Below are 22,785 nucleotides of genomic sequence, written 5' to 3' on the forward strand. Positions count from 1 at the left end.
TGTCTTTCTATAAAAATATTTGCTAAATTTAGGACAGTTAAGATATGCAGTGCATTACAGCATATATTCCCTAGCCAGTGAATAATTAGCGGTGCGCGGCGAAGCCGCGCACCGCTAATTATTCACTTAATAACGCCTGTTCTTACGGTGGGAAGGGAGTATCTTAATTTAGGCAGTTAAATTATAAGACAAAGCGATAGTCAATCTAGTTTTAGAGAACTTATAAAGCAGAAATTTAAGTTGCAGGAAAAATCTATGCAGAAAAAACTCATCAGCGATCGCCTATCGCTATCACTTGTTTTAGCGATGATACTAGCTTTATTAGAAGTTAGCATCAAGCCTTCCTATTCTTATACTTTGAAAGATATCACCACTGACAAAATATCTATTGAACCTATTGATAGCCCTGTAAATATATCTTCCGAATCAACTTCAACATCGACAAATTTGCTTTTGCAAAGAGCCGAAAAATTTTTTGATCGGGGTAATTTTCAAGAATCTTTGAAGCTTTATCAACAGGCTTTAACTAATTATCGAAGCCAAGGCGATCGCCTTGGTGAGTCGATCGCCTTAACGGGGATTGGCTCGGCACAGATTGGTCTATGGCAGGAAGCCCAAGCTCTAGAAAATTTGCAGCAAGCTCTTGCGATTCAACAGTCACAACAGACAAGTCCAACATCTGCGGATAGAATACTGTATCTGAAAGCAGAAAGTGAAACTCGATATCAATTGGGCAAGGCATATATCGGTCTGGAACAATATGCTAAAGCTTTGCCATTACTGGAAGAGTCATTAGCAATTCGCAAAGAAGTGAAAGATAGCTATCGTGAGGGTAAAACTCTTGCCACGATCGGGATTATTTTCGTTAAGAAATTTGATTTCTCGAAAGCGCTCCAGTATTTTGAACCTGCTCTAGAACTTAACCGCGCGGCGGGAAATCGCGCTGCCGAAGCCCAAAACCTCTTCTATTTAGCTTCAGCCTATGGGTTACTCGGTCAAAAGGATAAATCTTTGGCGCTGACTAGGCAAAGCGCGATCGCGTATCAGCAGATTGGTAATCTTTTGGGAGAAGCAAGTGCGTTGAATTTGGAAGCAAATATTTTTAACATATCGTTGGAATATACCAAGGTCTTGCATCTAAATCTCAAAGCTTTAGAATTGGTGCGCAAGTCAGGCGATCGCCCTCGTGAAGCTGAGCAACTAAACGCTGTTGCTGAATCCTATCGCAATCTCACTGAATTCCCTAGAGCCATCGAATTCTATCTTCAAGCTGAAAAAGTCTATCAAGAACTAGGCGATCGCGCTGGTGAAGGACGCAACTTAAAAAATATTGCCGAAGTCCGTCTTGCTCAGGGACAGACTCGCGAAGCCTTAGTTCTTTACGAAAAGGCAAAGACTATTTATCAAGCCCTAACGAATACTGCTGATGCTAAACCTAGCGATCGCAATACTCTCGCGAGCATTCTCTTTGGTCAAGGTAGCCTCTACACCTCACTCAGTCAATATCCAAAAGCCCTTAATACACTTCAAGAAGCTAGCTCGATCTATAAATCTTTAGGCGATGTCACTGGTGAAGGAGTAGCTTCAATGTTTACAGGATTAGTGTATGGACAATTGGGGCAGCCAGAAAAGGTGTTAGAAATTTTAAAGAAATTACCCAAATCATTAACAAGCTTGCCCCAAATTCAAAAGATGGAGCAAGCTATAATTGCCCTTTTTAATACCAATCCATCCTCGAAAGATCCTCAAGCTCAATTAAAATCAGCATTGAGTTTGCTGGAATTTTTTAAACAATCAGGCAATCGCGCTTATGAAGCTTCAATGCTTTCACAGGTAGGCTCTATATATTCGGAGCTTAATCAAGCGTCTCAAGCGATCGCCTCCCATCAACAAGCACTAGATATATATCGCTCCATCGGCGATCGGGCTGGTCTTGGTTCTGCTCTTTATAGTCTTGGTTTAGCCTATACCTTGTCAGATCAATCTGAAAAGGCTTTTCAGGCTTTTCATGACTCAATTCCCTATGCCCGTGAAGTTGGCGATCGCAACCGAGAGAGCAAGTTAGTCGGGAATTTGGGCTTGTTGATCAAACGTCAATATCCAGACCTAGCGATCGCCTTTTACAAACAATCAGTTAATTTGACCGAATCAATCCGTAAAGAACTGCGGGTACTTTCATTGGAGCAGCAAAAGTCCTATCAACAGACTGTTGCCGCTAACTATCGCGTCTTAGCTGCGCTTTTATTGGAAAAAGGACGAGTAATGGAAGCATTACAAGTTTTGGATTTACTGAAAGTTCAAGAACTCCAAGACTATTTACAAAACGTCAAGGGGAATGAGCGAACTGCCCAAGGCATATATCTTTTCCCCGAAGAAAGTTCACAAGTTCAAGTAATTACGGCTCAGCCAATAAATTCCGTTAAACAAGTAGTTGATGGCAATCAAAAGATCGCCCAACAACTGCGTCAAATCCCACCCACAGAACTCAATCGCGTTCCCGATTATTTGCAAAATCTGCCTCAAGGTCATGCCTTGCTCTATCCATTACTTTTAAGCGATCGCTTAGAACTGATTCTATTTATACCCAATAAGCCGCCAATTCATCGATCTGTGGCGATTAAAGAAGCAGATATCACTCAACTAGTTATAGATTTCAAAGCAGGGCTACGCGACATTGACTCGCTGGATGTGCTCGAACCTGCAATTAAGCTCTATAATGCGCTGATCAAGCCCCTTGAAGCCGATCTTGCGAATACGAATACTATTCTCTATGCCCCTGATGGACTACTACGCTATGTCCCAATTGCCGCGCTCTATGATGGCAAACAATGGCTAGTTGAGAAGTATCGCACTAATAATTTGATTGCCTATAGTCTTAGCGACTTCACACAAAAAACGCAACAGCCGCTTCGTATCTTTGCGGGAGCATTTGGCGGTGCTCAAAATACCACCAAATTTGGACAGGTTGGGCTTCCTGCCACAGTTACCGAAGTTCAATCTATTTCTGAGGCTTTGCCTAATACAACAAAATTAGTGGCAAATGATTTCAGTCGCAAAGCTACTGAAATCCAAATGCAAAACAAAAACATTGTCCATTTGGCGACCCATGCCGAGTTTAACTCTGGTAAGCCCGAAAATTCATTCCTAATTTTTGGTAATGGCGATAAGATTTTGCTCAGCGAAATGAGGGATTTACCAATGTCCAATGTTGACTTGATCGTTCTCAGTGCTTGCCAAACTGGAGTTGGGAAGTTAGGCAATGGTATCGAGATTTTGGGTTTTGGTTATCAGGTGCAAAGGGCTGGCGCAAAGGCCGCGATCGCCTCTCTCTGGCAAGTCAGTGATGAGGGTACGCAAGCATTAATGCAAGCATTTTATAATGATATTAAGACAGGCGATCGATCTAGGGCTGAGTCTTTACGTCAAGCGCAAATCGCGACAATTCGCTCTAAGAATTTCTCGCATCCCTACTATTGGTCAGCATTCATCTTAATCAGCAATGGTCTGTAATCTTGAAAATTTCTAAGCCACGTTCAAAAATCTCATCAATCGCAAGCATTTCACCGTCAGTAGTCATGAACTTGTGATCTTTGGTAGCTTTGATGCGATCGCTATTTTGTGATAAGAGACAATCACTAGTCCCCTATAAGTTAAGATCGGTATTAATAAACAATGAGATCCCAAATCTTGAGGCAATGAGTCCAACTGTTTTTCGTAAGGATGGCTACCGTTTTTATTTTTTCTCCAGAGAAGAATCGAGGATGCACGTCCATGTTCAATCTCAACATGGTGAAGCTAAATTTTGGCTAGAACCAACGATTGAACTTTCTCAACATACAGGGATCTCTCAACGTGAAATCAATGCAGCACTTAAACTTGTAAAAGATAATGAACAAGAAATCCGCATCTCTTGGAATAGACATTTCCCAAGTGGAAGTCACTAACATATCCCCGCATGGTCTTTGGCTACTTTTGCAAAATGAAGAAGAGCTTTTTCTACCATTTTGCGAATTCCCTTGGTTTCGAGATGCAAATATCTCCAAAATATTTAATGTAGAACTTCCATCCCCAAACCATCTTTACTGGCCAGATTTAGATGTCGATCTATCTGTCGAATCAATTCACAATCCAGAACGCTTTCCACTCTTTAGTCAAATCGGGTAATTAGTTTGCAACAGCCAAATCTAACCCACGCTCAAAAATCTCATCGATCGCAAGCATCTCGCCGTCAGTAGTCATGAACTTATGATCCTTCGTAGCTTTAATGCGTTCGCCATTTTCTATCTCATATTCACTACAAGCTCAGATAATCTGATACAGAAATAATTGCAATATCTTGAAATGGATGTAATACAAGCAGATCTCGATCGCCAGTAATAATACAATCAGCTCTTCCGTTAACGGCAAGTTCTAGAAACTTATCATCTTTGAGATCGCGGCAAATTGCAATTTTTTGAACGATTTCCACATTTTCTACGACTGCTAAAAAATCATTAAGAAATTCATTGCGCACGATCCTTGATGAATATTTATCGAATTTAGGGCGATTAAAGATATCTTGAAGTTCTCCAATAATTTCATTAGATATGAGAATTTGTCCACTAATAGCGGCTTTGTCAAGGGCTTTTCTTGGAGTTGATTGCTTAAAGAGAGCAGCGCTTAAAATTACATTAGAGTCAAGGACTATTCTGCTTTTACTCATTGATAATTGCCTGTAAAATCTCTGTAGTTAATCCATTAGCTACAGCTTCATCACTAAGTCTATCCATCGTATTTTGCAGTTTACTGATTTTCAGGGCTTGTCTCATCCATTGATTGAGCCATACTTGAATCTGTTGTTGTTGTGCTGGTTGTGAAGATTGAAATGCTTGGGCAATATCTTCATCTATTTGAATAGCGATCGTTTTCATGATCTGTCTTGCAGTGAGATGATAGTGTTTGTAAATTATATCAGGGCAACCAATAGCTATTTATACGGGTATAGCAACGGCAATATCTAACTGGTTAAGCGCATCTTATTTGTGGAAGGCTTACATGGAAAAGGTTTTAGCACTTTATTAGAATAATAGTAAGAATCTTGAAATGCTTGTTCCATAAGCCTTTCAAGATTTAAATGCGCTTACCCTGCAATATCTAACCCACGCTCAAAAATCTCATTGATCGCAAGCATTTCGCCGTCAGTAGTCATGAACTTATGATCTTTGGTAGCTCTAATGCGATCGCCATTTTCTAGCTCATATTCAAATACTTCTTAATTAACGCGATCGCTTTGATTCTTTCTAAATATTAGTAAACCAATCCAGATCAACTTCGACAGACTCGATCATTTTAATATGAACGCCAAGCTTTAACTCCTTTAAACGATGTACTAATTGTTCTCCATCAATTAGGTCAATCGGTGGCGCACCATCTCGCGTTGCTTCCTTTATTGCATCTCTGGTAAAAGTCCCTGTTGTTACAAACAAACCTTTATCTGTTCTTCCTTGCATCGCGCCACGAAAATCTCGAATCTGACTCGCTGTAACCGATCCTTGATATCTTTTGCATTGGAATAAAACATGAAAGCTCAAAAATCCATTAATACGCGCAATTCCAACACCATCAATTCCACCATCTCCTGATTTTCCTGTTACCTGTACCTGAATGAATCCTGACTCTCGTAGCAATCTTTGGGTGAGTCGCTCAAATGCATCTGGACTAAGCGAAAGCAAAACATTATGAAGTTTTTGATGCCATGCTATTTCTTCTAAATGTTCGACAGATGCTACTAACTCATTCGCATTATCGATATTAGCAAAATCGTCTTTCGTATTACCGTTGGCTGATTGACCTTTAACAACTCTGACAATTTCTTTAGGATCAATATCGTCTAAATTAATTGCGGTTGAGGTTAATGCCCATACTCCACGAGCAGAATTTTCAATTAGTCCATATTTCTTCAAATAAGTTCTAGTCCAGCCTGAACGATATTCAATCTCACTTTTGGATGTATTGCCATGGAAAACATTGAGGACTTCATCGGACAAGTTTAATATGCGGAACACTTCATCGTTAATTTCTTCAATTGTTCCAGAGCCACCCAAATTTTTTAGCCCTTGAAGAATAGGAAGAAGTAGAGCATCGTATGTGGGGACTATTTGTGGCTGACTCATGAAAAATAAAAACGATTTTATCTTGCTACTTATTATAGGATCTTTGTGATATCTAACTCTCGCTCGAAAATCTCATCGATCGCAAGCATCTCGCCGTCAGTAGTCATGAACTTGTGATCTTTGGTAGCTCTAATGCGATCGCCATTTTCTAACTCATATTCAAAGACTTCTTGATTGCCGCGATTGTGCCATTGTGCGATCGGTTGAGTATAGACAAATCCATTCTCATCCACACTATAAACTTGGCATTCAATTTGATGTTCTACGATTTTACCGATGGGCATCAGACCAAATTCCACAGTTCGCACCAGCGTATCGTAACTGAGACAATATTCCGCAAAAATCACCATCTGATCGAAGAGATCATTGGAAATCTCTGATCTAATGCCATTCTTAGCACAACCATCAAGGAAAATAGAACGCTGTTTCTCCATCTCTTCGGGCTTCTTTTTACCCATCGCCCGCCGCAACATATCCGCAGCACCGAGGGAATATCCCGCCAGTTCCTGCGCCATCTTCATGATCTGCTCTTGATAGCAAAGGACTCCATAAGTGTTATTCAGTATGGGTTCCAGAGTATGGTGCTGATACTCGATCGCTTCTCGACCATGCTTACGATTAATAAACTTAGGAATTAGTCCTGCATCCAATGGACCTGGACGATAGAGGGCAAGAATAGAAGAAATATCTTCAATATTGGAAGGTTTGAGATCTTTTACAATCTGCTTCATGCCAGATGATTCTAATTGGAAGACTCCTTCTAGATCGCCTTTTTCGAGTAGCTTATAGGTTTTTTGATTTGCCTCCGTGGACATATCAGGCGCGATCGCATCAATATGGAAATTCGGATCTTGGTTGTCGCGAATTAGCTTACTGGTATGCTCAATCGTCGTGAGATTTCGCAGTCCCAAGAAGTCCATCTTCAGCAAGCCAAGGGACTCTAAATCTTCCATGGTGTATTGCGTGACCACCTGACCTTCATTGCTGCGCTGCAATGGCACAACCTCATCCAAGGGGAATGGCGAAATAACTACACCAGCCGCATGAACACCTGAACTTTTGTTCACGCCTTCGATCCGCATTGCCATATCTAGCCATTCAAATACCTTGGCATCATTTTTGTAGCGATCGCGAAATTCTGGTGCTGGTGATTCTTCGGAAATCATGACCTTCAGCTTGGCTGGTTTTCCACGCGATACAGGAATCATCTTCGCCATCTTATCGGATTCGCTGTAGGAGACATCCAGCACTCGTGCCACATCTTTGAGGACTGCCTTAGAGGTCAAACGGTTAAAGGTGACAATCTGCGCGACTCGCTCCTGTCCATAGCGCTGAGTCACATAATCAATTAATTCACTACGGTGATCGATACAGAAGTCAGTATCAATATCAGGCATTGACTTCCGTTCGGGATTGAGGAATCTTTCAAATAGAAGTCCATGATGGATCGGATCAATATTAGTAATACCGAGGGAATAGGCAACTAGCGAACCCGCCGCACTCCCACGCCCAGGCCCCACAGGAATCTTTTTATCTCTGGCATATTTGATGTAGTCCCACACGACTAGGAAATAAGTCGCAAACCCCATTTGCATGATGATGCCTAGCTCAAAACGCAAACGCTCTTGATATTCCGCCGAAATTTCAGCATGAGTTTTGGCATTAAATCTTTGTAATAAGCCTTGCCATGTCACTTCTTCAAAGTAGGTATCCGCAGTATGTCCTTCAGGGATGGGATAATCGGCAGCACTGGGATCGCGCATCAAGTCGTAGGGCTTGACTTTAGCGGCTGCTTTGAGCGTATTAGCGAGAGATTCTTCGATCACGTCATCTTCCAAATGATCGCGAAATAACTGCTTCATCTCGTCATAGGATTTGAAATATTCCATGCCGCTATAACGCAGTCGTTTTTCATCGGAAATTAATTTTCCAGTTTGGATGCAGAGCAGCGCATCATGGGCTTCCACATCCATGCAAGAAGTAAAGTGAGAGTCATTTGTGGCGATTACCTTGATATCTAATTCTTTGGCAATCTTGCAAATTTCCACGTTCACAACTCGATCTTCAGGATATCCATGATCTTGAATTTCCAGATAATAATCATCGCCAAAATGTTCTTTATACCAAGCTGCTACTTCCCGCGCTAGTTTCGGATCGCCGTTCATAATTGCTTGGGGAACTTCCCCTGCTAAGCAACCAGAGGTGAGCATTAAGCCTTCTTTGTATTGCAGTAAATACTCTTTGTTAATACAAGGACGCGCAAAAATTCCTTTGCCTTGGTAGCCCTGTAAATGGGAAATTGTGGTGAGTTTAACCAAATTCCGATAGCCCTGCGTATCCTTCGCGAGGACACATTGGTGATACTTTTTCTTCTTGTCTTCTCTCTTGTATTGGATCGTAATGTCGCCATTCAAGACATACATTTCATTGCCAATGATTGGCTTAATCCCCTTAGATTTACAGATCTTGATTAGCTCGATCGCTCCATACATGACCCCATGATCGGTCAAGGCGATCGCAGGCATCCCCAGCTCCACAGCGCGATTGACCATATCAGGGATTTGGCTTGCCCCATCGAGCAAACTATATTCGGTATGAACGTGCAGCCCAACAAATCCAGTCATAGCAATCTACTAAAATCAAATCTAGATAGCTAGGTTAACACGATAAACCCAAAGTAGAGTGGCGGCGCTTCGCGCCGCCACTCTACTTTGGGTTTATTTACCATGCACAGTAAGTGCATAATAAAATTTGCTGGCATAATCGGAAACTGTGCTTTCAAATTTTACGTCCTAGCTTTTTATGAAATCGCCTCAACCTCCCCAACCGCCATCGCAACCCAAGCCACCTAAATCCAAGTTGATGACCCAAATCCATCAACTCACACAGGTAGTTAATGGGGTCTTAAAAATTAATCCGAAAGAGCGCGTCCCCAAGCTGGAAGTGCGCCGATCGCAAAAAGATAAGCCTGAAATTTATGACTTAGTGGGCGATCGCTATATCCTCGGACGCAGTACAGGCAAATGCGATATTGTCGTGCAAACGCCACTGGTTAGCCAAGTTCATGCCCAATTAGTTCGCGATCGTACTAAAAAGAAAGCACAATTTATTCTCCAAGATCAAGACTCAACTAATGGCATTTATCGGCAAAAGCAACGTCTCAAGTCAGTGCCGTTAAAGCACAAAATGAAGATTACGCTTGGGCCCCCCGAACTTGCTGAAGCCGCGTCGATTCGCTACCTCGATCCACCGCCTTGGTATATTCGCACTCTGATCTATACGGGCATGGGTGTTGGCGCGATCGCAGGGATGATGGTTTTAGCGATTGGCTATGAACTCGGTCGTGTCCCCGATCTTAAGCCTTTGCCAGTTACTCAACAGGGTCCCGTAGAAGTTTTAGCTGGTGATAACATCAAGCGCCTCGATCCTACTGATATCGCTAACCATACTGAATATGCTAGCTTCGCTGAGTTTGGGCAATTTATTCCTAAAGCTGTAATTGCCTCCGAAGACACTTCCTTCTATTGGAATATTGGCGTTGATCCTGTGGGAGTTGTAAGGGCGATCGTCACCAATGTCCGCAGTCGGGGCGAGCGCTTAGAAGGCGCTAGTACCATTACGCAGCAGTTAGCTAGAAATTTGCTAGGCAAAACCTATGTAGGCACAGATGACTCCGCAGGTCGTAAATGGCGCGAAGCAGCAGCGGCGATTAAACTCACATTTACCTATAACAAAGAAGAAATTCTGCGGTTGTATCTCAATCGCGCCTATACGGGCTATGGAGTTTACGGATTTAAAGATGCCGCCAAGCTTTATTTTGGTAAAGAAGCCTCAGAATTGTCACTCTCAGAAGCAGCAACCCTAGTCGGGCTATTGCCTTCACCTGAAACGATTAATCCATTCAAAAACAAAAACTTAGCGATCGAATATCGCGATCGCATTCTCAATCGCATGGCTGAATTGGGGATGATTACCGACAAAGATGCTGAACGCGCAAGGCGATCGGTACTGATTCTGAATGAGGCTGCTAAAACTAAATTGCAAGGATCAGTTGCACCCTATTACTACAGCTATGTGTTTGAGGAGTTGCAGGATATTCTTGGTGACTACTTTGCTAGAGAAGGAAATCTAATTGTCGAGACTAATCTCGATCTTGCCATGCAAAAAGCTTCGGATGAAGCATTACGTGATGCCGTTGCTCGCGATGGTGGTAGCTACGGATTTAGTCAAGGGGCGATTGTGACGGTGAATAGTAGCGATGGCTCACTATTGACGATGACAGGCGGTGTGGATTATAAGGCAAGCCAGTTTAATCGCGCTTCCCAAGCCCTGCGCCAACCAGGTTCAACTTTTAAATTATTCAGCTACGCTGCCGCCGTTGATCGCGGAATTTCGCCTAGTAGGGCTTTTTCATGTAGTGGACTATCTGGAATTTCTGGCTGTCACAACGGCGGTAGCGGTGCGATCGATATGTATCGAGGCTTTGCCCTATCGGAAAATGTGGTGGCGGTAAGGGTTGCCGATAGCGCAGGTTTGGATAATGTTGTCAAAATGGCAAAGAACCTTGGAATCACCGCCAAACTAGATGAATCTAGCAATATGGTTTTAGGTGGCAATGAAGTCAAAATCTTAGAGATGGCGGGAGCCTATGCCACAGTTGTTAATGAGGGCAAATACATTAAGCCCCATGCCATCAAACGCATTCTGGATAGCGCAGATTGTCAAAACCCTAAAGATCGTCAGACCTGTCGCGTCATTTTTGATGCAGGTACTTTCTTTAAGCCCCAGCAGAAAATTGATGCAGGTGTAGCCAGCACGATGGTGGATATGATGCGCGGAGTTGTCCAATTTGGTACGGGGAGATCGGCGGCAATTCCTCAAGGTGCTGTGGTTGGTAAAACAGGAACTACCGACGAAGGTCGCGATCTTTGGTTTATCGGTGCTGTGCCAAGACGAAACCTAGTCACAGCCGTTTGGCTCGGCAATGACGAAGGAGTTACAAATGGCTCAAGTGCTGTTGCTGCACAGGTTTGGGGCGATTATATGCGTCAAGCTGTTCGCTAAACTAGTAAAGAATATGCGAAGCATATTCTTTACTAGTTTAAAAACTTTTGCGAAACTTTTGTCAAAAGCGCTTGACGACTGCCATAGGTGCTGTAGTATTGATTCCGTCTTATGGATTGCTTTGGTGAAAAGTGCCGATGCAATCCTGAGAGCAAGCCTGAAAAATTACGTCTTAATCTCAAGCGACATAGGAGCTACATCTGTGAATAAAGGTGAACTAGTAGATGCGATCGCCGAAAAGGTATCCGTATCCAAAAAAAATATCGAAGTGATCGTTACTGCTGCCCTCGAATCAATTGTTGATGCTGTGGCTGAAGGCGATCGCGTTACTTTAGTTGGCTTTGGATCGTTCGAGCCACGCGATCGCCAAGAGCGCGAAGGTCGCAACCCTCGCACTGGCGAAAAAATGGTGATCGCCGCCACCCGCGTTCCTGCTTTTTCGGCTGGGAAGCAATTCAAAGAAAAAGTAGTTGAGTAATGCGTTTTCACGAAATTCAAAAAAAGGTTTTGCAACCTTTTTTTGAATTATCTTTTCGTTCCCACCCCCAAGATGAAATGCGGCGCAAAGCGCTGAGTTTCATCTTGGGATTTCTAGATAGAGATCGCAGCGACAATTCTTTGGCTAACAGTCAAAGTATTTTTGCCATCACGGTAAACATAATCCACTTGCTCGGCTAGTTCTTGTACCAAGAAAAAGCCAAAACCGCCCCGAGATCGCGCGTTATCATCCTTCTTCTCTAAATCGGGAGTAGTAATATCCGTTAGAGGATTAAAAGGCTTCGCACTATCTTCAAAGGTCATGCTTAGATTCTGGTCATTCATCTCAATTCGCAAGTCAATATGACCATCACTCCGACCTTCATAACCATATTGAATAATATTGACCAAGATCTCTTCGGCAATCAATTGCGCATCTTCGATAATTTCTACAGTCAAATCCGCTTCGCGTAAAATCTTGCCCAAGGTTTGCTTGACCTGCTCCAATTCAGTTAGGACACTATTGAGCGTAAGTTTCCATTCCATAACATTTGCCACTTGCGAAAAAGGATTTGAAGGTAGGTATTGAACGGCTAGTAGAGTTATATCGTCCGATTGTGGAGCGTCGGCAACAAACTGCTGACAAAAGTGCTGAATTGTCCGAACGGCTCTAGTTGTATTGGTCGGTGGATAGGAAGTCATCATCTCAATTAACCGAGACTCCGAAAATATTTCCCCATTAGCATTCATCGCTTCAGTAATGCCATCAGTATAAAATACGATCAAATCATTTGGAAGCAAAGTAAATTCCTGCTGTTCAAAAACAGAATCTTCGTAAAGTCCCAATGGCGGCATCGTCTCCAAATCCAGATATTGCACATGGCGATCGCGCACTAATATTGGCGCATCATGCCCCCCACTTGAATAGGTAAACTTGCCAGTACTAAGTTCCAACGCACCACAAAAAACCGTCACAAACAGACAATCTTCATTTTCTGCACATAACTCCTGATTGACCGTACTCAAAATTTCGCTTGGCGTACTACTAGCTTTAGTGAGCGTGCGAATCAATGTGATGGTTTTTGCCATTTGTAAAGCCGAAGGGAATCCCTTATCAGCAACATCACCAATGATTAAGCATAGGCGATCGCTTCCCAATAAAAAAAAGTCATAGAGATCGCCGCCCACAATTCGCGCTGGTCTTAACACTGCCGAGATATCATAGGGCGAGATGGGATTTCTCTGCACACTGGTTCGCGGTAGCATAGTGCGCTGGATTTGAGCAGCGATCGAGAGTTCGCTCTCCAACTTCTGTTTTGCGGCCGTAGTCTCTTGCAAGTCTTGGATATGAAGTTGTAAAGAGTCACGCATTCGCCGAAAAGAATGGGTTAGTCTTCCCACCTCATCATTAGAAGTAACTTCTGGCAAAGTTGTATCAAGATTTCCCTTCGCCATTTCCTCTGTACTCGCATTCAAAGCCCGTAACGGTTTGGTGGTCAGTTGCGAAATTAAGGCAACCACTACACACATTAACACCATGTCTTTTGACATAGAGAAGATGATCGACCAGAGGTATTTCTGCTGGAACTGTTCTAACTTGTCAGATGGAAATATAATACCGACAATCCAATCTGAGGAAGGCGCGGTTTTTGTAATCAGAGTGCCTTGAGGATTAACTTTGGTATAAATCAAACCTTGATGCAATGAGATATCGTGCAGATTTTGCTGAGATAGCCATGATTGAACTTGCTGAGAATTCTTTGGTTTGACTAGCCATTGTGTACCTGATGAAGTAACCACAAATGGATCGACTAGCTCAAGGTAATTTATTTCATCGGTATTAGTAAACTGCTTAGCTATTAAAGTGGATAACCAATCTAAATCAAGTTCAACAGCTAGATAGCGAATTCTTGGATTACTAGATAAGGCGTTGGCAATATTGAGATCCGTAGCTAAAGGAATGCAATAAGTGATGCTAGATTTAGCTAATCCATTGCTTAAGGATGTATTTGAAGCATGTGGTTGTGACCAAAAGGATTGATTAAGCGTTTGATTTGAAGTTTGGTTAGAAGGTTGGTTAGACGAAATTGCGCGATCGCATCGAGTTAACCAGCCTCTAGCTTCAATGCCATTGAGATTACTATATTTCCCTTGTCGATCATAGTTCCAACCTGTAGGAAAGGTTTCTGTTGGACTATTTGGCATTTCGATTAGAGCCACCGTCTGCACTTCGGGTTGTCGCTCTACCAAAAACTTGAGGCTTAGCAAAAGCTCATCGTTAGGAACAGTATCAGAATTCTGTTCAGTTTGGAGAATGGTTGGCATTAATAGCAACACATTCCTTTCTATACCGAGTAATTTCGACTCCATATCATGGGTGGCATTGTCAATCCGTGACTGAGTAAGATCAACGATCCAAGTGCCAGCCGTTTTCTGCATTAGTTGGCGTGCATGCCAATAAGAAATCCCATAAATACCGATCGCTGACACTACACAACCAAAGATCAAGCGATGGGTAATACTTTTAAACTGAAATATAGCTAATTTTTTCATAGCGTATTACTGACATAAAAACAAAAACTAGAAGTGGTGCTTGGCGCAACTTCTAGTTTTTAGATTGTTTGTATTTCCAAATGAACCCTGAAAGTGAATTGGTAAGTATATGGGCAATGATTGCTGATAATAGATTACCTGTATACATTGTGACAGCGCCAAGCATCATGCCGACGGCGATCGCCCAAACTGTATAGGACAAATGCTTGGCGCTTGCCATATGTAACGCCCCAAATACAACGCTGGTAACAATCAAAGCAACCCCATTCATGCCAAGTGCTGGTAAAGCCACACCACGAAATAGCATTTCTTCGCTCAGTCCTGGTAACAAACCTAACCAAATTAGATCGACTGGTTCTAGGGGTTTAAGTACCATTTCTAGATATTCTTGGGCGGCGATGCGATAGCTTTCCCAAACTTCATAAATGAAGCTGCTCAGTAAAGCGACCCCAATTCCTATACCTGCGCCGATCGCAGCATGTTCTGGTTGCCAACGAAGCGGAACCATAGGTATACCCGTTAAGTACACCCAACCTTTGGAGATTCCCAAAAAGATAATTGCAGTTACTGCCATCGCAATTAGTACCTGCGATCGCGATAGGGTTTGCTCTTTTTTGTCAGGAGTTGGTTGAGGCGCTTGTGAAAATATGGACATGGCAGAGGTTTGTATGGATTTAACTGGAAGTTGATTAATTGGAAGAGCGAGTTTAACCCATCGCTTCAAAAACTGAGACAAGACGATCAATATCAGCAGTGGAAGTGAGATAGTGAACTGAAGCTCTTAAGCAATCTGGATCGGGAAGCGCTCGGATTAAGATTTGATGTTCAGATTCTAATTGTTTAGCAATTAATGAATGAGGCTTTTTCGCGATCGCACTTTTGGATAATTCTTGATTCACTTTAAAAGAAATTAGCCCCGATTCTGGTGGTAATTGCCTGATGCAATCAATATGGAGTAAAGCATCTAGTCTTTCCCATAAAATTTTGCTTAATTGGCAAATACGTTGATATCGTTGCAGTTGTGTCCCCCAGCTATTTGCGTGGGCGATCGCAATTCGCATTGCTTCATAAAGAGCATAGGTGGAGCTAGCCACCTCAAACTTTGCCCCATCTTGTCGCCATTGCACAATTGGGTTGTGGCTAGTTGGATATTTCCCTGTGAGTCCTCGCCAACCGACAAATACTGGCTCGATCGCATCAAAAATTTCTGGACGAATATACAAAGCTCCCAATCCTAGGGGTGCACACCACCATTTATGGGTAGTAAATGCATAAAAATCCGCCTCAATCTCGCTGAGATTGAGCGGCAGCACTCCCACGGACTGCGCGGCATCAACGGCAACTAATACATTTTGATCGTGGCAAGCCTTAGCGATCGCCTTCAGTGGCACCACCTGTCCCGTATTCCAGCAAATATGGCTCAGCATCACCATCCGAGTTTTAGGCTGCAAATGCTGTACTAACAGATCTACAACTGCCTCGCTATCTTTACCTTCAGCGCTACTATTGCGGGTATTGGTCAAGGGGAAATAGTCAATTTCGATGCCGAAGCGTTTTTGAATTTGGATTGCCCCCGCAATGATCCCAGGGTGCTCACAGTCTGATAGTAATAGGCGATCGCCATGTTGCCAATCCACGGCCCATAGGGCGATATTGCAGCCAACGGTTGTATTTTCGGTAAGTGTTATTGTCGTTGGACTGACTTGAAATTCTTGAGCGATCGCAACTTTAGTCGCGTCATATTCGGACATCATCCAATCCCCAGCGGCATTGGAGAAACATCCTAGCGCCTCGATATGGCAAAAATTTTTGGCGATCGCATCTAGAGATGCCCCACACATCACCCCCTGTCCACCGTAATTAAAGTAAGTGCGATTTTCTAAAGCAGGAAAATGCGATCGATGCGTGAATAAATCCAGTTCGCGATCGCGCTCTAAGTTATCAGAATTTATACTCTCCGAAAGTGCTGCTGAAGAAATCAAAACCAACTCCTAATCAAATATTCAGCTGTTCTTTATTCTATCGCGACTTGCAACCAAGTAAAAATGCTAAACAGGTAAGGATAGTCGGCGCTTCGCGCCGACTATCCTTACCATAAATTGATCGTGACGCTAGAATATAAATGTTGTCTTTCAGTTACAACTCCATGATTGCCACCATTCAACGCCGTTACAGTCTCGATGAATATCGTGCGATCGCCGATACCTCTGAAGAAAAATGGGAATATCACGATGGAGAAATTATTGCGATGAGTGGTGGAACTGTTAAACATAGCCGTATTAGTCGGAATATTCTCAATCTTCTAGACAATAAGCTACAAAACACAAGCTTTGAAGCAATTAACAATGATTTACGGCTGTGGATTCCTGATTATCGGCGTGGCGTATACCCAGATGTGATGGTTTTTGATGGGGCATTACAATTTAATGGTGAGCGTGAGGATGAAGTTTTAAATCCGCTTTTAATTGTCGAAGTGCTTTCCCCATCAACTGAGGAATACGATCGCACTGATAAGTTTCGGATGTATCGTTCGATTCCGAGTTTCAGTGAATACCTATTAATTCGCCAAAATAAAATTTTTGTGGAACATTACAGTAAGCAAGCACAAGGCTGGACTTACAATGATTGTGATGGTTTAAATCAGTCGATTTTATTGAAGTCTCTGAATATTGAATTAGCGATCGCTGAAATCTATCGAGGCATTGAGTTTTAAATGTACATAGGGCATTATCTTAGAGATCACTCTTGCAGGGAAAAAAGCAATGATATCTAGTTTTAAACATTTGAGTGTGAAACCCATAGCCAAAAAATTAAGATTTTTGCCTTTTGCTCTTGTGGGGATTGCCGCATTTGCCTTCAACTCTAATCCCGACATGCATCCCTATCTGCAAATTTCCATAGCTTTACTCGAAGCAAAACTGGGAATCCTTGTAGTATATTTACTATCTAAAAAGATTTCCAAGACTGTAAGATAAGCCTGTATCTACATTAGTATCAGAAAAAAGAAAAAGGAAAATGGTAATGAGGACTAGAACTAATGCGATTCTTTGGTGCTTTTTCTTAGGGGCATTTGGAGCGCACAAATTTTATCTAGGACAATCTGGATGGGGAATAGTTTACCTATTATTTTGTTGGACAGGCATCCCATCTCTCGCCGCTTTTATTGAGTTTATTATGCTCCTTGTTATGGCTGATGCCGAATTTAATCTTAAGTTTAATGGCATGACAAATCAAGCTAGTGCCTCGGTCAGAGACTCTACTGCTGCACTTGGCGATCTCAAAAGACTTTACGATGATGGCATCATCACTGCTGAAGAGTACGAAGAGAAACGAAAAAAGCTACTTAAAAATATCTAGCGATTAGTGTAGCTGTTAATAAATGAGCTTGATAGCTAAAAGCTAATCCCCAATACACCAGTATCACTTTAATCACTATGTCTCAACCTTCATGGTTTGATCAAACGCCAATATGGGTTTGGTGGTCTTTTTTCCCCGCATTGGGTGGTGGGGCGATCGCCTATGCTGGTGTAAAGTCTGGCTCTAATATTTGGATCGGCGTTGGCGCTGGCTTTGTGGCTGCGGCAATTATTCTGTCTCCTATTTCTGATACTGCGACAGTTGCGATCTGGATCGCCCAAATTGCTACAGCCTTTGCACTGAAGCGTGAATACTTAACGAAGACTTATCCCAAAGATTTACCATTGCCTGAAGATCATAAATTATTTCAGGCGATCGCAGCTAATCGCCCCAAGATTGAGATCAATAGCTGCTCCAAGAATGACTTAGTTAACGTTTTGGGCTTACCGATCGTTTATGCCAATGATATTGACTCCTTGCGTGCTGAAGGGCATATTTTCACTAGTCTTGAAGAACTTCACGACATTCTCGAAATCCCTAACGCTACTCTCCAAAAAATTGAACCAATGGTCACTTTTAGCTATGACTATCGCCAAGAGTCAGGCTATTCGTGGAAGCGGATTAACTCCATGACTGCTGATGAATTGATCGCAATTGGAATGGAACCTAAAGTCGCGATCGCGATCGCTGAAGAGCGGAAACAACGTGGCGAATTTAAGTCAATTATGGATATCAAAAAACGTACTGGAATCCCTTTTAGCGCGTATCGACAACTCACTTAAATAGGTTAGGCACGGCGCTTTGCACCACGTCAATTGTTAGAGGGTTAATATGCTAATTTTTAGAGCAACGCTAAAAGACAATTTAGCCAAACATCAACTATGGCTAGAGAGTCATGGCGAGCAGGGGCAAAGATTTAGTGCGGCTGGAGCTAACTTTGAGAAAGCCGATCTCAGTGGCGCTAATCTGCGTAAAGCTAACCTCAGTGGCACTAATCTCAGTGAAGTTAATCTCAGCAATGCTAATCTCAGTGAGGCAACTTTATTTGGAGTAAAACTGAGTGGTGCAAATCTCAATGCTGCTAATCTCAGCGGTGCATCGCTTAGTGGTGCTGAACTTCAAAATGCAACGCTCCAGAATGCAGATTTGACGGAAGTACTTCTTTGTGAAGCAAATCTAGGTAACGCGAATCTCAGCAATGCTAACTTACACAAAGCCAATCTCAGCCTTGGTATCCCAGAGTTTGTTAAAGCAAAAAACATCCAAGCTCTCTTGTCAGGAAGTGCTACTCCTTTTGTAAATATCAACCAAACGAATCTAAAAGAGGCAAATCTGAGTGGCGCTAATCTCAGTGAAGCAAATCTTGATTTTGCAAATCTTTTTGAAGCAAATCTTAGTGGTGCGAATTTACAAAAGGCAAAACTATTTGAGGTAAATCTCAGTAGAGCTAATCTTTCTAATGCAATTCTTAAGGGCGCGGATCTATTTCGAGCAAAGGCTCTAGGAACTGACTTTAGTTCTGCAAATCTCACTGATGCTTGTATTGAAGAATGGATGATCGATCGCGATACTAAGTTGGATGATGTGATCTGTGATTCCATCTATTTAAAGCATCTTCTTAGAAGTTTGCCTGATTATATTCTCAGGAAATATAGCGATCGCCGTCCGTTTAATCCCAAGGCAAAATTTGATCAAGGTGATTTTGCGAAATTGCTTAGTAAGGGAAATACAGGTTCAGAATTGGAGAAGTATGGCTCAGAGATCCTCCAAGAGCATATTCTTCTTGAGGAACTACATCAAATTTTTGAGCAGTTGTCTGAACAATATTCACAACGATACGCTGATGCATCGGAAAGCGATCGCCAAATAATTCTTAAATTAGAAATTCGCTATCAGGCTAAAGAAGATTTGGCATTTAGAGAGCGTTTATTGGAAGCAATCAATTCGCCCAGTCAACTATTAAATGATCTATTACAAAATAATTCTTTTGTAAATTTATCTCCAGAAACTCTAGTAAATTTTTTGTAGAAACAACAAAAAGAAATGGCGGCGCGTTGCGCCGCCATTTCTTTTTGTTGGTGATATCCTAACTATATTTATAAAGACTTAACTAGAATGGCAACTTGGCAAGCAATACTGTCGCTGGTTACCTTTATCAGCGTGATCGTTCTACTAATTACTGAATGGCTGCATTTTACGATCGCTGCTTTTCTGGGTGCGCTCATTCTGATCGTAGCTAATGTAATGACCATGCCCGAAGCCCTTGCCTACATTGGCAAAAGTCATGGCACATTAGGACTTTTCTTCGGTGTGATGGTGATGGTACGCGCCTTTCAACCAACTAAAGTCTTTGAATATCTTGCCACCCAGATGGTAATCCTCGCCAAAGGAAGAGGCGATCGCTTGCTATTAGGGATAGTTGCTATTACCACGCCAATCTGTGCAGTGTTACCCAATGCGACAACCGTGATGTTACTAGCACCGCTCATTCCGCCTATGGCTGAGGAAATCGGCGTAGATTTTGTGCCATTGCTAATTTTGATGGTGTTTGTGGCAAATAGCTCAGGTTTGCTAACTATTGTTGGCGATCCTGCAACTTATATTGTCGGTGACGCGATCAATATGAGCTTTGTCGATTATTTGCTCAAACTAAGTCTTGGCGGGGCGCTAGCTGTTGGTGTGATTGTGGCAATATTGCCATTTCTATTTCGTAAAATCTGGAATAAAAAGCTAGAAAACCTTGATCGCCTGCCTAGTCCCACGATCAATCATCCCCGCACCTTGATCGTTGGCGCAATCATCACCGCCTTTGTGCTGCTATTTTTTGTGATTGGTGAATCCCTGCCGATTCCTGTACCGCCAGCAACCATCGCCTTACTAGGAGCCGCGCTAGCGCTGATGCTCTCGCACCACAGCAAAATTGACACTGTGCAAAATATTTTGCGAGATATCGATTGGAGTACTTTGATTTTCTTTATGTGCATCTTTGTCCTCATTGGCGGACTCGAAAAAACAGGGGTCATCAGTAGTATGTCAGGAGTTCTTGCGGTGGTTTTAGGGAAAAATATTGCACTTGGTTCGATTGTTCTGATCTTTTTTGTAGGATTAATCTCCAGTGTTGTACCGAATATCCCCCTCGTAGTAGCGATGGTTCCCTTACTCAAGCAGTATGTGGTTAATGTCGGCTTAGCTGGCTCTGAGGTTCTCTCACCCGACTTTTCAGGACAGTTCCCAGAGATCGTATTACCTCTGTTTTACGCAATGATGTATGGAGCAACCCTTGGCGGCAATGGAACTTTAGTAGGAGCTTCGGCAAATATTGTCGCCGCAGGTGTCGCTGAACAGCATGGGCGAAGAATTTCATTTAAGACATTTTTGCGTTATGGCATTCCTGTAATGATCTTGCAGCTTGTGGTTGCTGCTATATATGTCACCTTGCGATTTTTAATTTTTTGATAATCTTTTCTCATCCAAAGAATTACATCGCTTTTCGCACATAGCTAAACAAGTAGTAAGGTGGCAATGCCCACCACTTCTTACTCAAAAGAATTACAGCGCTTTGCGTACATGGTTAAACTAGATTGGATTGACAAGCTACTAAGGCAGTAATATTAACTAATATTAAGGAAATCCGCAAAATTCGCTTAGAACAAGTTAAGCGGTTTAAAAATGATTTATAGGCTATTTCGCAAAACATAGAAAAGTAAACTAATGGGAAAACCGACAGGATTTATTGAGTACCTCCGCGAAGCACCGACGGAAATACCACCAAGCGATCGCATCAAAAACTGGGATGAATTTCATGTCCATATGCCCGATGAAAATCTTCGCACACAGGGCGCTAGATGCATGGACTGTGGTACGCCCTTTTGCCATACAGGCAATCTAATCAGTGGCATGGCAAGCGGCTGTCCAGTCAATAACCTGATTCCCGAATGGAACGATTTGGTATATCGCGGACTTTGGCGCGAAGCACTTGATCGTCTGCATAAAACTAATAATTTCCCAGAATTTACAGGTCGAGTTTGTCCCGCACCTTGCGAAGGTTCATGTGTATTGGGGATTACAAATCCGCCTGTGACGATTAAGAATATCGAATATTCGATCATTGACAAGGGCTGGGAAGAAGGCTGGATCGTCCCCGAACCTCCAGCTAAACGTACTGGTAAGAAAGTTGCAGTAATTGGTTCTGGTCCCGCAGGATTGAGTGCCGCCGCCCAGCTAAATAAAGCAGGGCATTGGGTAACAGTCTATGAACGTGCCGATCGCCCAGGGGGATTGCTAATGTATGGCATTCCCAACATGAAGTTGGACAAGCAGAAAGTGGTATTGCGCCGATTGGATATCCTAGAGAAAGAAGGCGTGAAATTCATTTGCAATACCGAAATTGGCAAAGATATGCCTGCGGAAGATTTGCTGAAAGAATTTGATGCTGTCGTAATTTGTACTGGTGCAACGAAGCCCCGTGATTTAAGTATCGAAGGACGGGAACTTAAAGGGCTTCATTTTGCCATGGAATTTTTGACAGCAAATACTAAGGCAGTTATTGACGGTAAGTCAGGGGATGACTTTATTTCTGCACAGGGTAAGGATGTCGTGATTATAGGCGGTGGTGACACGGGAACCGACTGCGTAGGCACATCGATCCGCCATGGCTGTAATAGTGTCGTCCAGCTAGAAATCATGCCCAAACCACCAGAAACCCGTGCAAAAGATAATCCTTGGCCAGAATGGCCCAAAGTCTACAAGATGGACTATGGACAAGAGGAGGCAAGTGCAAAGTTTGGTGACGATCCCAGAGCTTATATCACCACAGCAACTAAGATCGAGGGAGACGAAAACGGTCAGGTTAAGGCTGTCCATACAGTACAAGTGCAATGGGAACGAAATGACAAGGGTCAGTTCATTCCTAAGCAAGTGGCTGGTACTGAAAAGGTAATTCCTGCTCAGATCATCCTATTAGCGATGGGTTTCCTTGGCCCAGAGCAACCACTGCTTGATTCTTTGGGTGTGGAGCGCGATCCTCGTAGTAATGTCAAAGCTAATCATGGTCAATTCACCACCAGTCTTCCCAGTGTTTTTGCGGCGGGAGACTGTCGCCGTGGTCAAAGCCTAATCGTCTGGGCGATTAATGAAGGTCGTGGCGCTGCGCGTGAATGCGATCGCTATCTTATGGGTGACA

General features: G+C 42.8%; 19 protein-coding genes. 12 read left to right on the plus strand and 7 right to left on the minus strand.

The annotated features are described in order from the left end of the window. The first annotated feature begins 255 nt into the window (after positions 1 to 255). From APA_RS05290 to APA_RS05300, 3 genes are all read left to right on the plus strand, one after another. On the plus strand, positions 256 to 3,510 hold the full coding sequence (locus APA_RS05290; protein ID WP_201321272.1) for a CHAT domain-containing protein: 3,255 nt from the start codon (positions 256 to 258) through the stop codon (positions 3,508 to 3,510). A gap of 185 nt (positions 3,511 to 3,695) precedes the next feature. Continuing rightward, a complete protein-coding gene (locus APA_RS05295; protein WP_201321273.1) occupies positions 3,696 to 3,944 on the plus strand; it encodes a DUF4160 domain-containing protein in 249 nt (82 codons plus the stop codon). After that, the gene (locus APA_RS05300; protein WP_201321274.1) at positions 3,889 to 4,164 is read left to right on the plus strand and encodes a DUF2442 domain-containing protein; all 276 of its coding nucleotides are present in this window, start codon (positions 3,889 to 3,891) and stop codon (positions 4,162 to 4,164) included. The genes APA_RS05295 and APA_RS05300 overlap by 56 nt, the downstream gene beginning before the upstream one ends. Before the next feature lie 130 nt (positions 4,165 to 4,294). On the opposite strand, the gene APA_RS05305 is transcribed toward APA_RS05300, so the two are convergent. The 4 genes from APA_RS05305 to APA_RS05320 all read right to left on the minus strand — a co-directional run bounded on the left by APA_RS05305 (position 4,295) and on the right by APA_RS05320 (position 8,776). After that, positions 4,295 to 4,702: a putative toxin-antitoxin system toxin component, PIN family gene (locus APA_RS05305; protein WP_201321275.1), complete on the minus strand. Its 408-nt coding sequence runs from the start codon at positions 4,700 to 4,702 to the stop codon at positions 4,295 to 4,297. Next, on the minus strand, positions 4,695 to 4,910 hold the full coding sequence (locus tag APA_RS05310; protein WP_201321276.1) for a hypothetical protein: 216 nt from the start codon (positions 4,908 to 4,910) through the stop codon (positions 4,695 to 4,697). The genes APA_RS05305 and APA_RS05310 overlap by 8 nt, the downstream gene beginning before the upstream one ends. A gap of 369 nt (positions 4,911 to 5,279) precedes the next feature. Continuing rightward, complete coding sequence (locus APA_RS05315) at positions 5,280 to 6,152, minus strand: restriction endonuclease (protein WP_201321277.1); 873 nt, start codon at positions 6,150 to 6,152, stop codon at positions 5,280 to 5,282. A gap of 32 nt (positions 6,153 to 6,184) precedes the next feature. Beyond that, the gene (locus APA_RS05320) at positions 6,185 to 8,776 is read right to left on the minus strand and encodes a DNA polymerase III subunit alpha (protein ID WP_201321278.1); all 2,592 of its coding nucleotides are present in this window, start codon (positions 8,774 to 8,776) and stop codon (positions 6,185 to 6,187) included. Between the two features lie 178 nt (positions 8,777 to 8,954). Here APA_RS05320 and APA_RS05325 point away from each other — a divergent pair, with 178 nt between their 5' ends. Further along, positions 8,955 to 11,216, plus strand: coding sequence for a transglycosylase domain-containing protein (locus APA_RS05325; RefSeq protein ID WP_201321279.1), 2,262 nt, complete (start codon positions 8,955 to 8,957; stop codon positions 11,214 to 11,216). A gap of 202 nt (positions 11,217 to 11,418) precedes the next feature. Then, positions 11,419 to 11,694, plus strand: coding sequence for an HU family DNA-binding protein (locus APA_RS05330; protein WP_094531843.1), 276 nt, complete (start codon positions 11,419 to 11,421; stop codon positions 11,692 to 11,694). Between the two features lie 113 nt (positions 11,695 to 11,807). Here the strand turns inward: APA_RS05330 and APA_RS05335 are convergent, their stop codons facing one another. The 3 genes from APA_RS05335 to APA_RS05345 are packed head-to-tail and all read right to left on the minus strand — an operon-like array spanning position 11,808 to position 16,228. Then, positions 11,808 to 14,246 carry a SpoIIE family protein phosphatase gene (locus tag APA_RS05335; protein ID WP_201321280.1) on the minus strand — a complete coding sequence of 813 codons (2,439 nt, stop codon included), beginning with the start codon at positions 14,244 to 14,246 and terminating at the stop codon, positions 11,808 to 11,810. A 52-nt stretch (positions 14,247 to 14,298) separates the two neighbouring features. After that, on the minus strand, positions 14,299 to 14,901 hold the full coding sequence (locus APA_RS05340) for a CPBP family intramembrane glutamic endopeptidase (protein WP_201321281.1): 603 nt from the start codon (positions 14,899 to 14,901) through the stop codon (positions 14,299 to 14,301). A 52-nt stretch (positions 14,902 to 14,953) separates the two neighbouring features. Next, positions 14,954 to 16,228 (minus strand): aminotransferase class V-fold PLP-dependent enzyme, encoded by a 1,275-nt coding sequence (locus APA_RS05345; protein WP_201321282.1) that lies wholly within the window; start codon positions 16,226 to 16,228, stop codon positions 14,954 to 14,956. A gap of 164 nt (positions 16,229 to 16,392) precedes the next feature. Between APA_RS05345 and APA_RS05350 the strand changes: the two genes are divergently transcribed. The 7 genes from APA_RS05350 to APA_RS05380 all read left to right on the plus strand — a co-directional run. Next, the gene (locus tag APA_RS05350; protein WP_201321283.1) at positions 16,393 to 16,959 is read left to right on the plus strand and encodes a Uma2 family endonuclease; all 567 of its coding nucleotides are present in this window, start codon (positions 16,393 to 16,395) and stop codon (positions 16,957 to 16,959) included. Between the two features lie 49 nt (positions 16,960 to 17,008). Beyond that, entirely contained in the window at positions 17,009 to 17,221 is a 213-nt protein-coding gene (locus APA_RS05355; protein ID WP_201321284.1) for a hypothetical protein, read from the plus strand. A gap of 46 nt (positions 17,222 to 17,267) precedes the next feature. Beyond that, entirely contained in the window at positions 17,268 to 17,603 is a 336-nt protein-coding gene (locus tag APA_RS05360; RefSeq protein WP_201321285.1) for an NINE protein, read from the plus strand. Between the two features lie 77 nt (positions 17,604 to 17,680). Then, a complete protein-coding gene (locus APA_RS05365) occupies positions 17,681 to 18,385 on the plus strand; it encodes a helix-hairpin-helix domain-containing protein (protein ID WP_201321286.1) in 705 nt (234 codons plus the stop codon). 49 nt (positions 18,386 to 18,434) lie between these two features. After that, complete coding sequence (locus APA_RS05370) at positions 18,435 to 19,631, plus strand: pentapeptide repeat-containing protein (RefSeq protein ID WP_201321287.1); 1,197 nt, start codon at positions 18,435 to 18,437, stop codon at positions 19,629 to 19,631. A gap of 87 nt (positions 19,632 to 19,718) precedes the next feature. Continuing rightward, positions 19,719 to 21,059 (plus strand): SLC13 family permease, encoded by a 1,341-nt coding sequence (locus APA_RS05375; protein WP_201321288.1) that lies wholly within the window; start codon positions 19,719 to 19,721, stop codon positions 21,057 to 21,059. 255 nt (positions 21,060 to 21,314) lie between these two features. Beyond that, positions 21,315 to 22,785 (plus strand): glutamate synthase subunit beta (locus APA_RS05380; RefSeq protein ID WP_201321289.1); only part of this gene is annotated, 1,471 nt, incomplete at its 3' end.

Origin of the sequence: Pseudanabaena sp. lw0831 (assembly GCF_016584665.1) — a bacterium.
GTDB lineage: Bacteria > Cyanobacteriota > Cyanobacteriia > Pseudanabaenales > Pseudanabaenaceae > Pseudanabaena.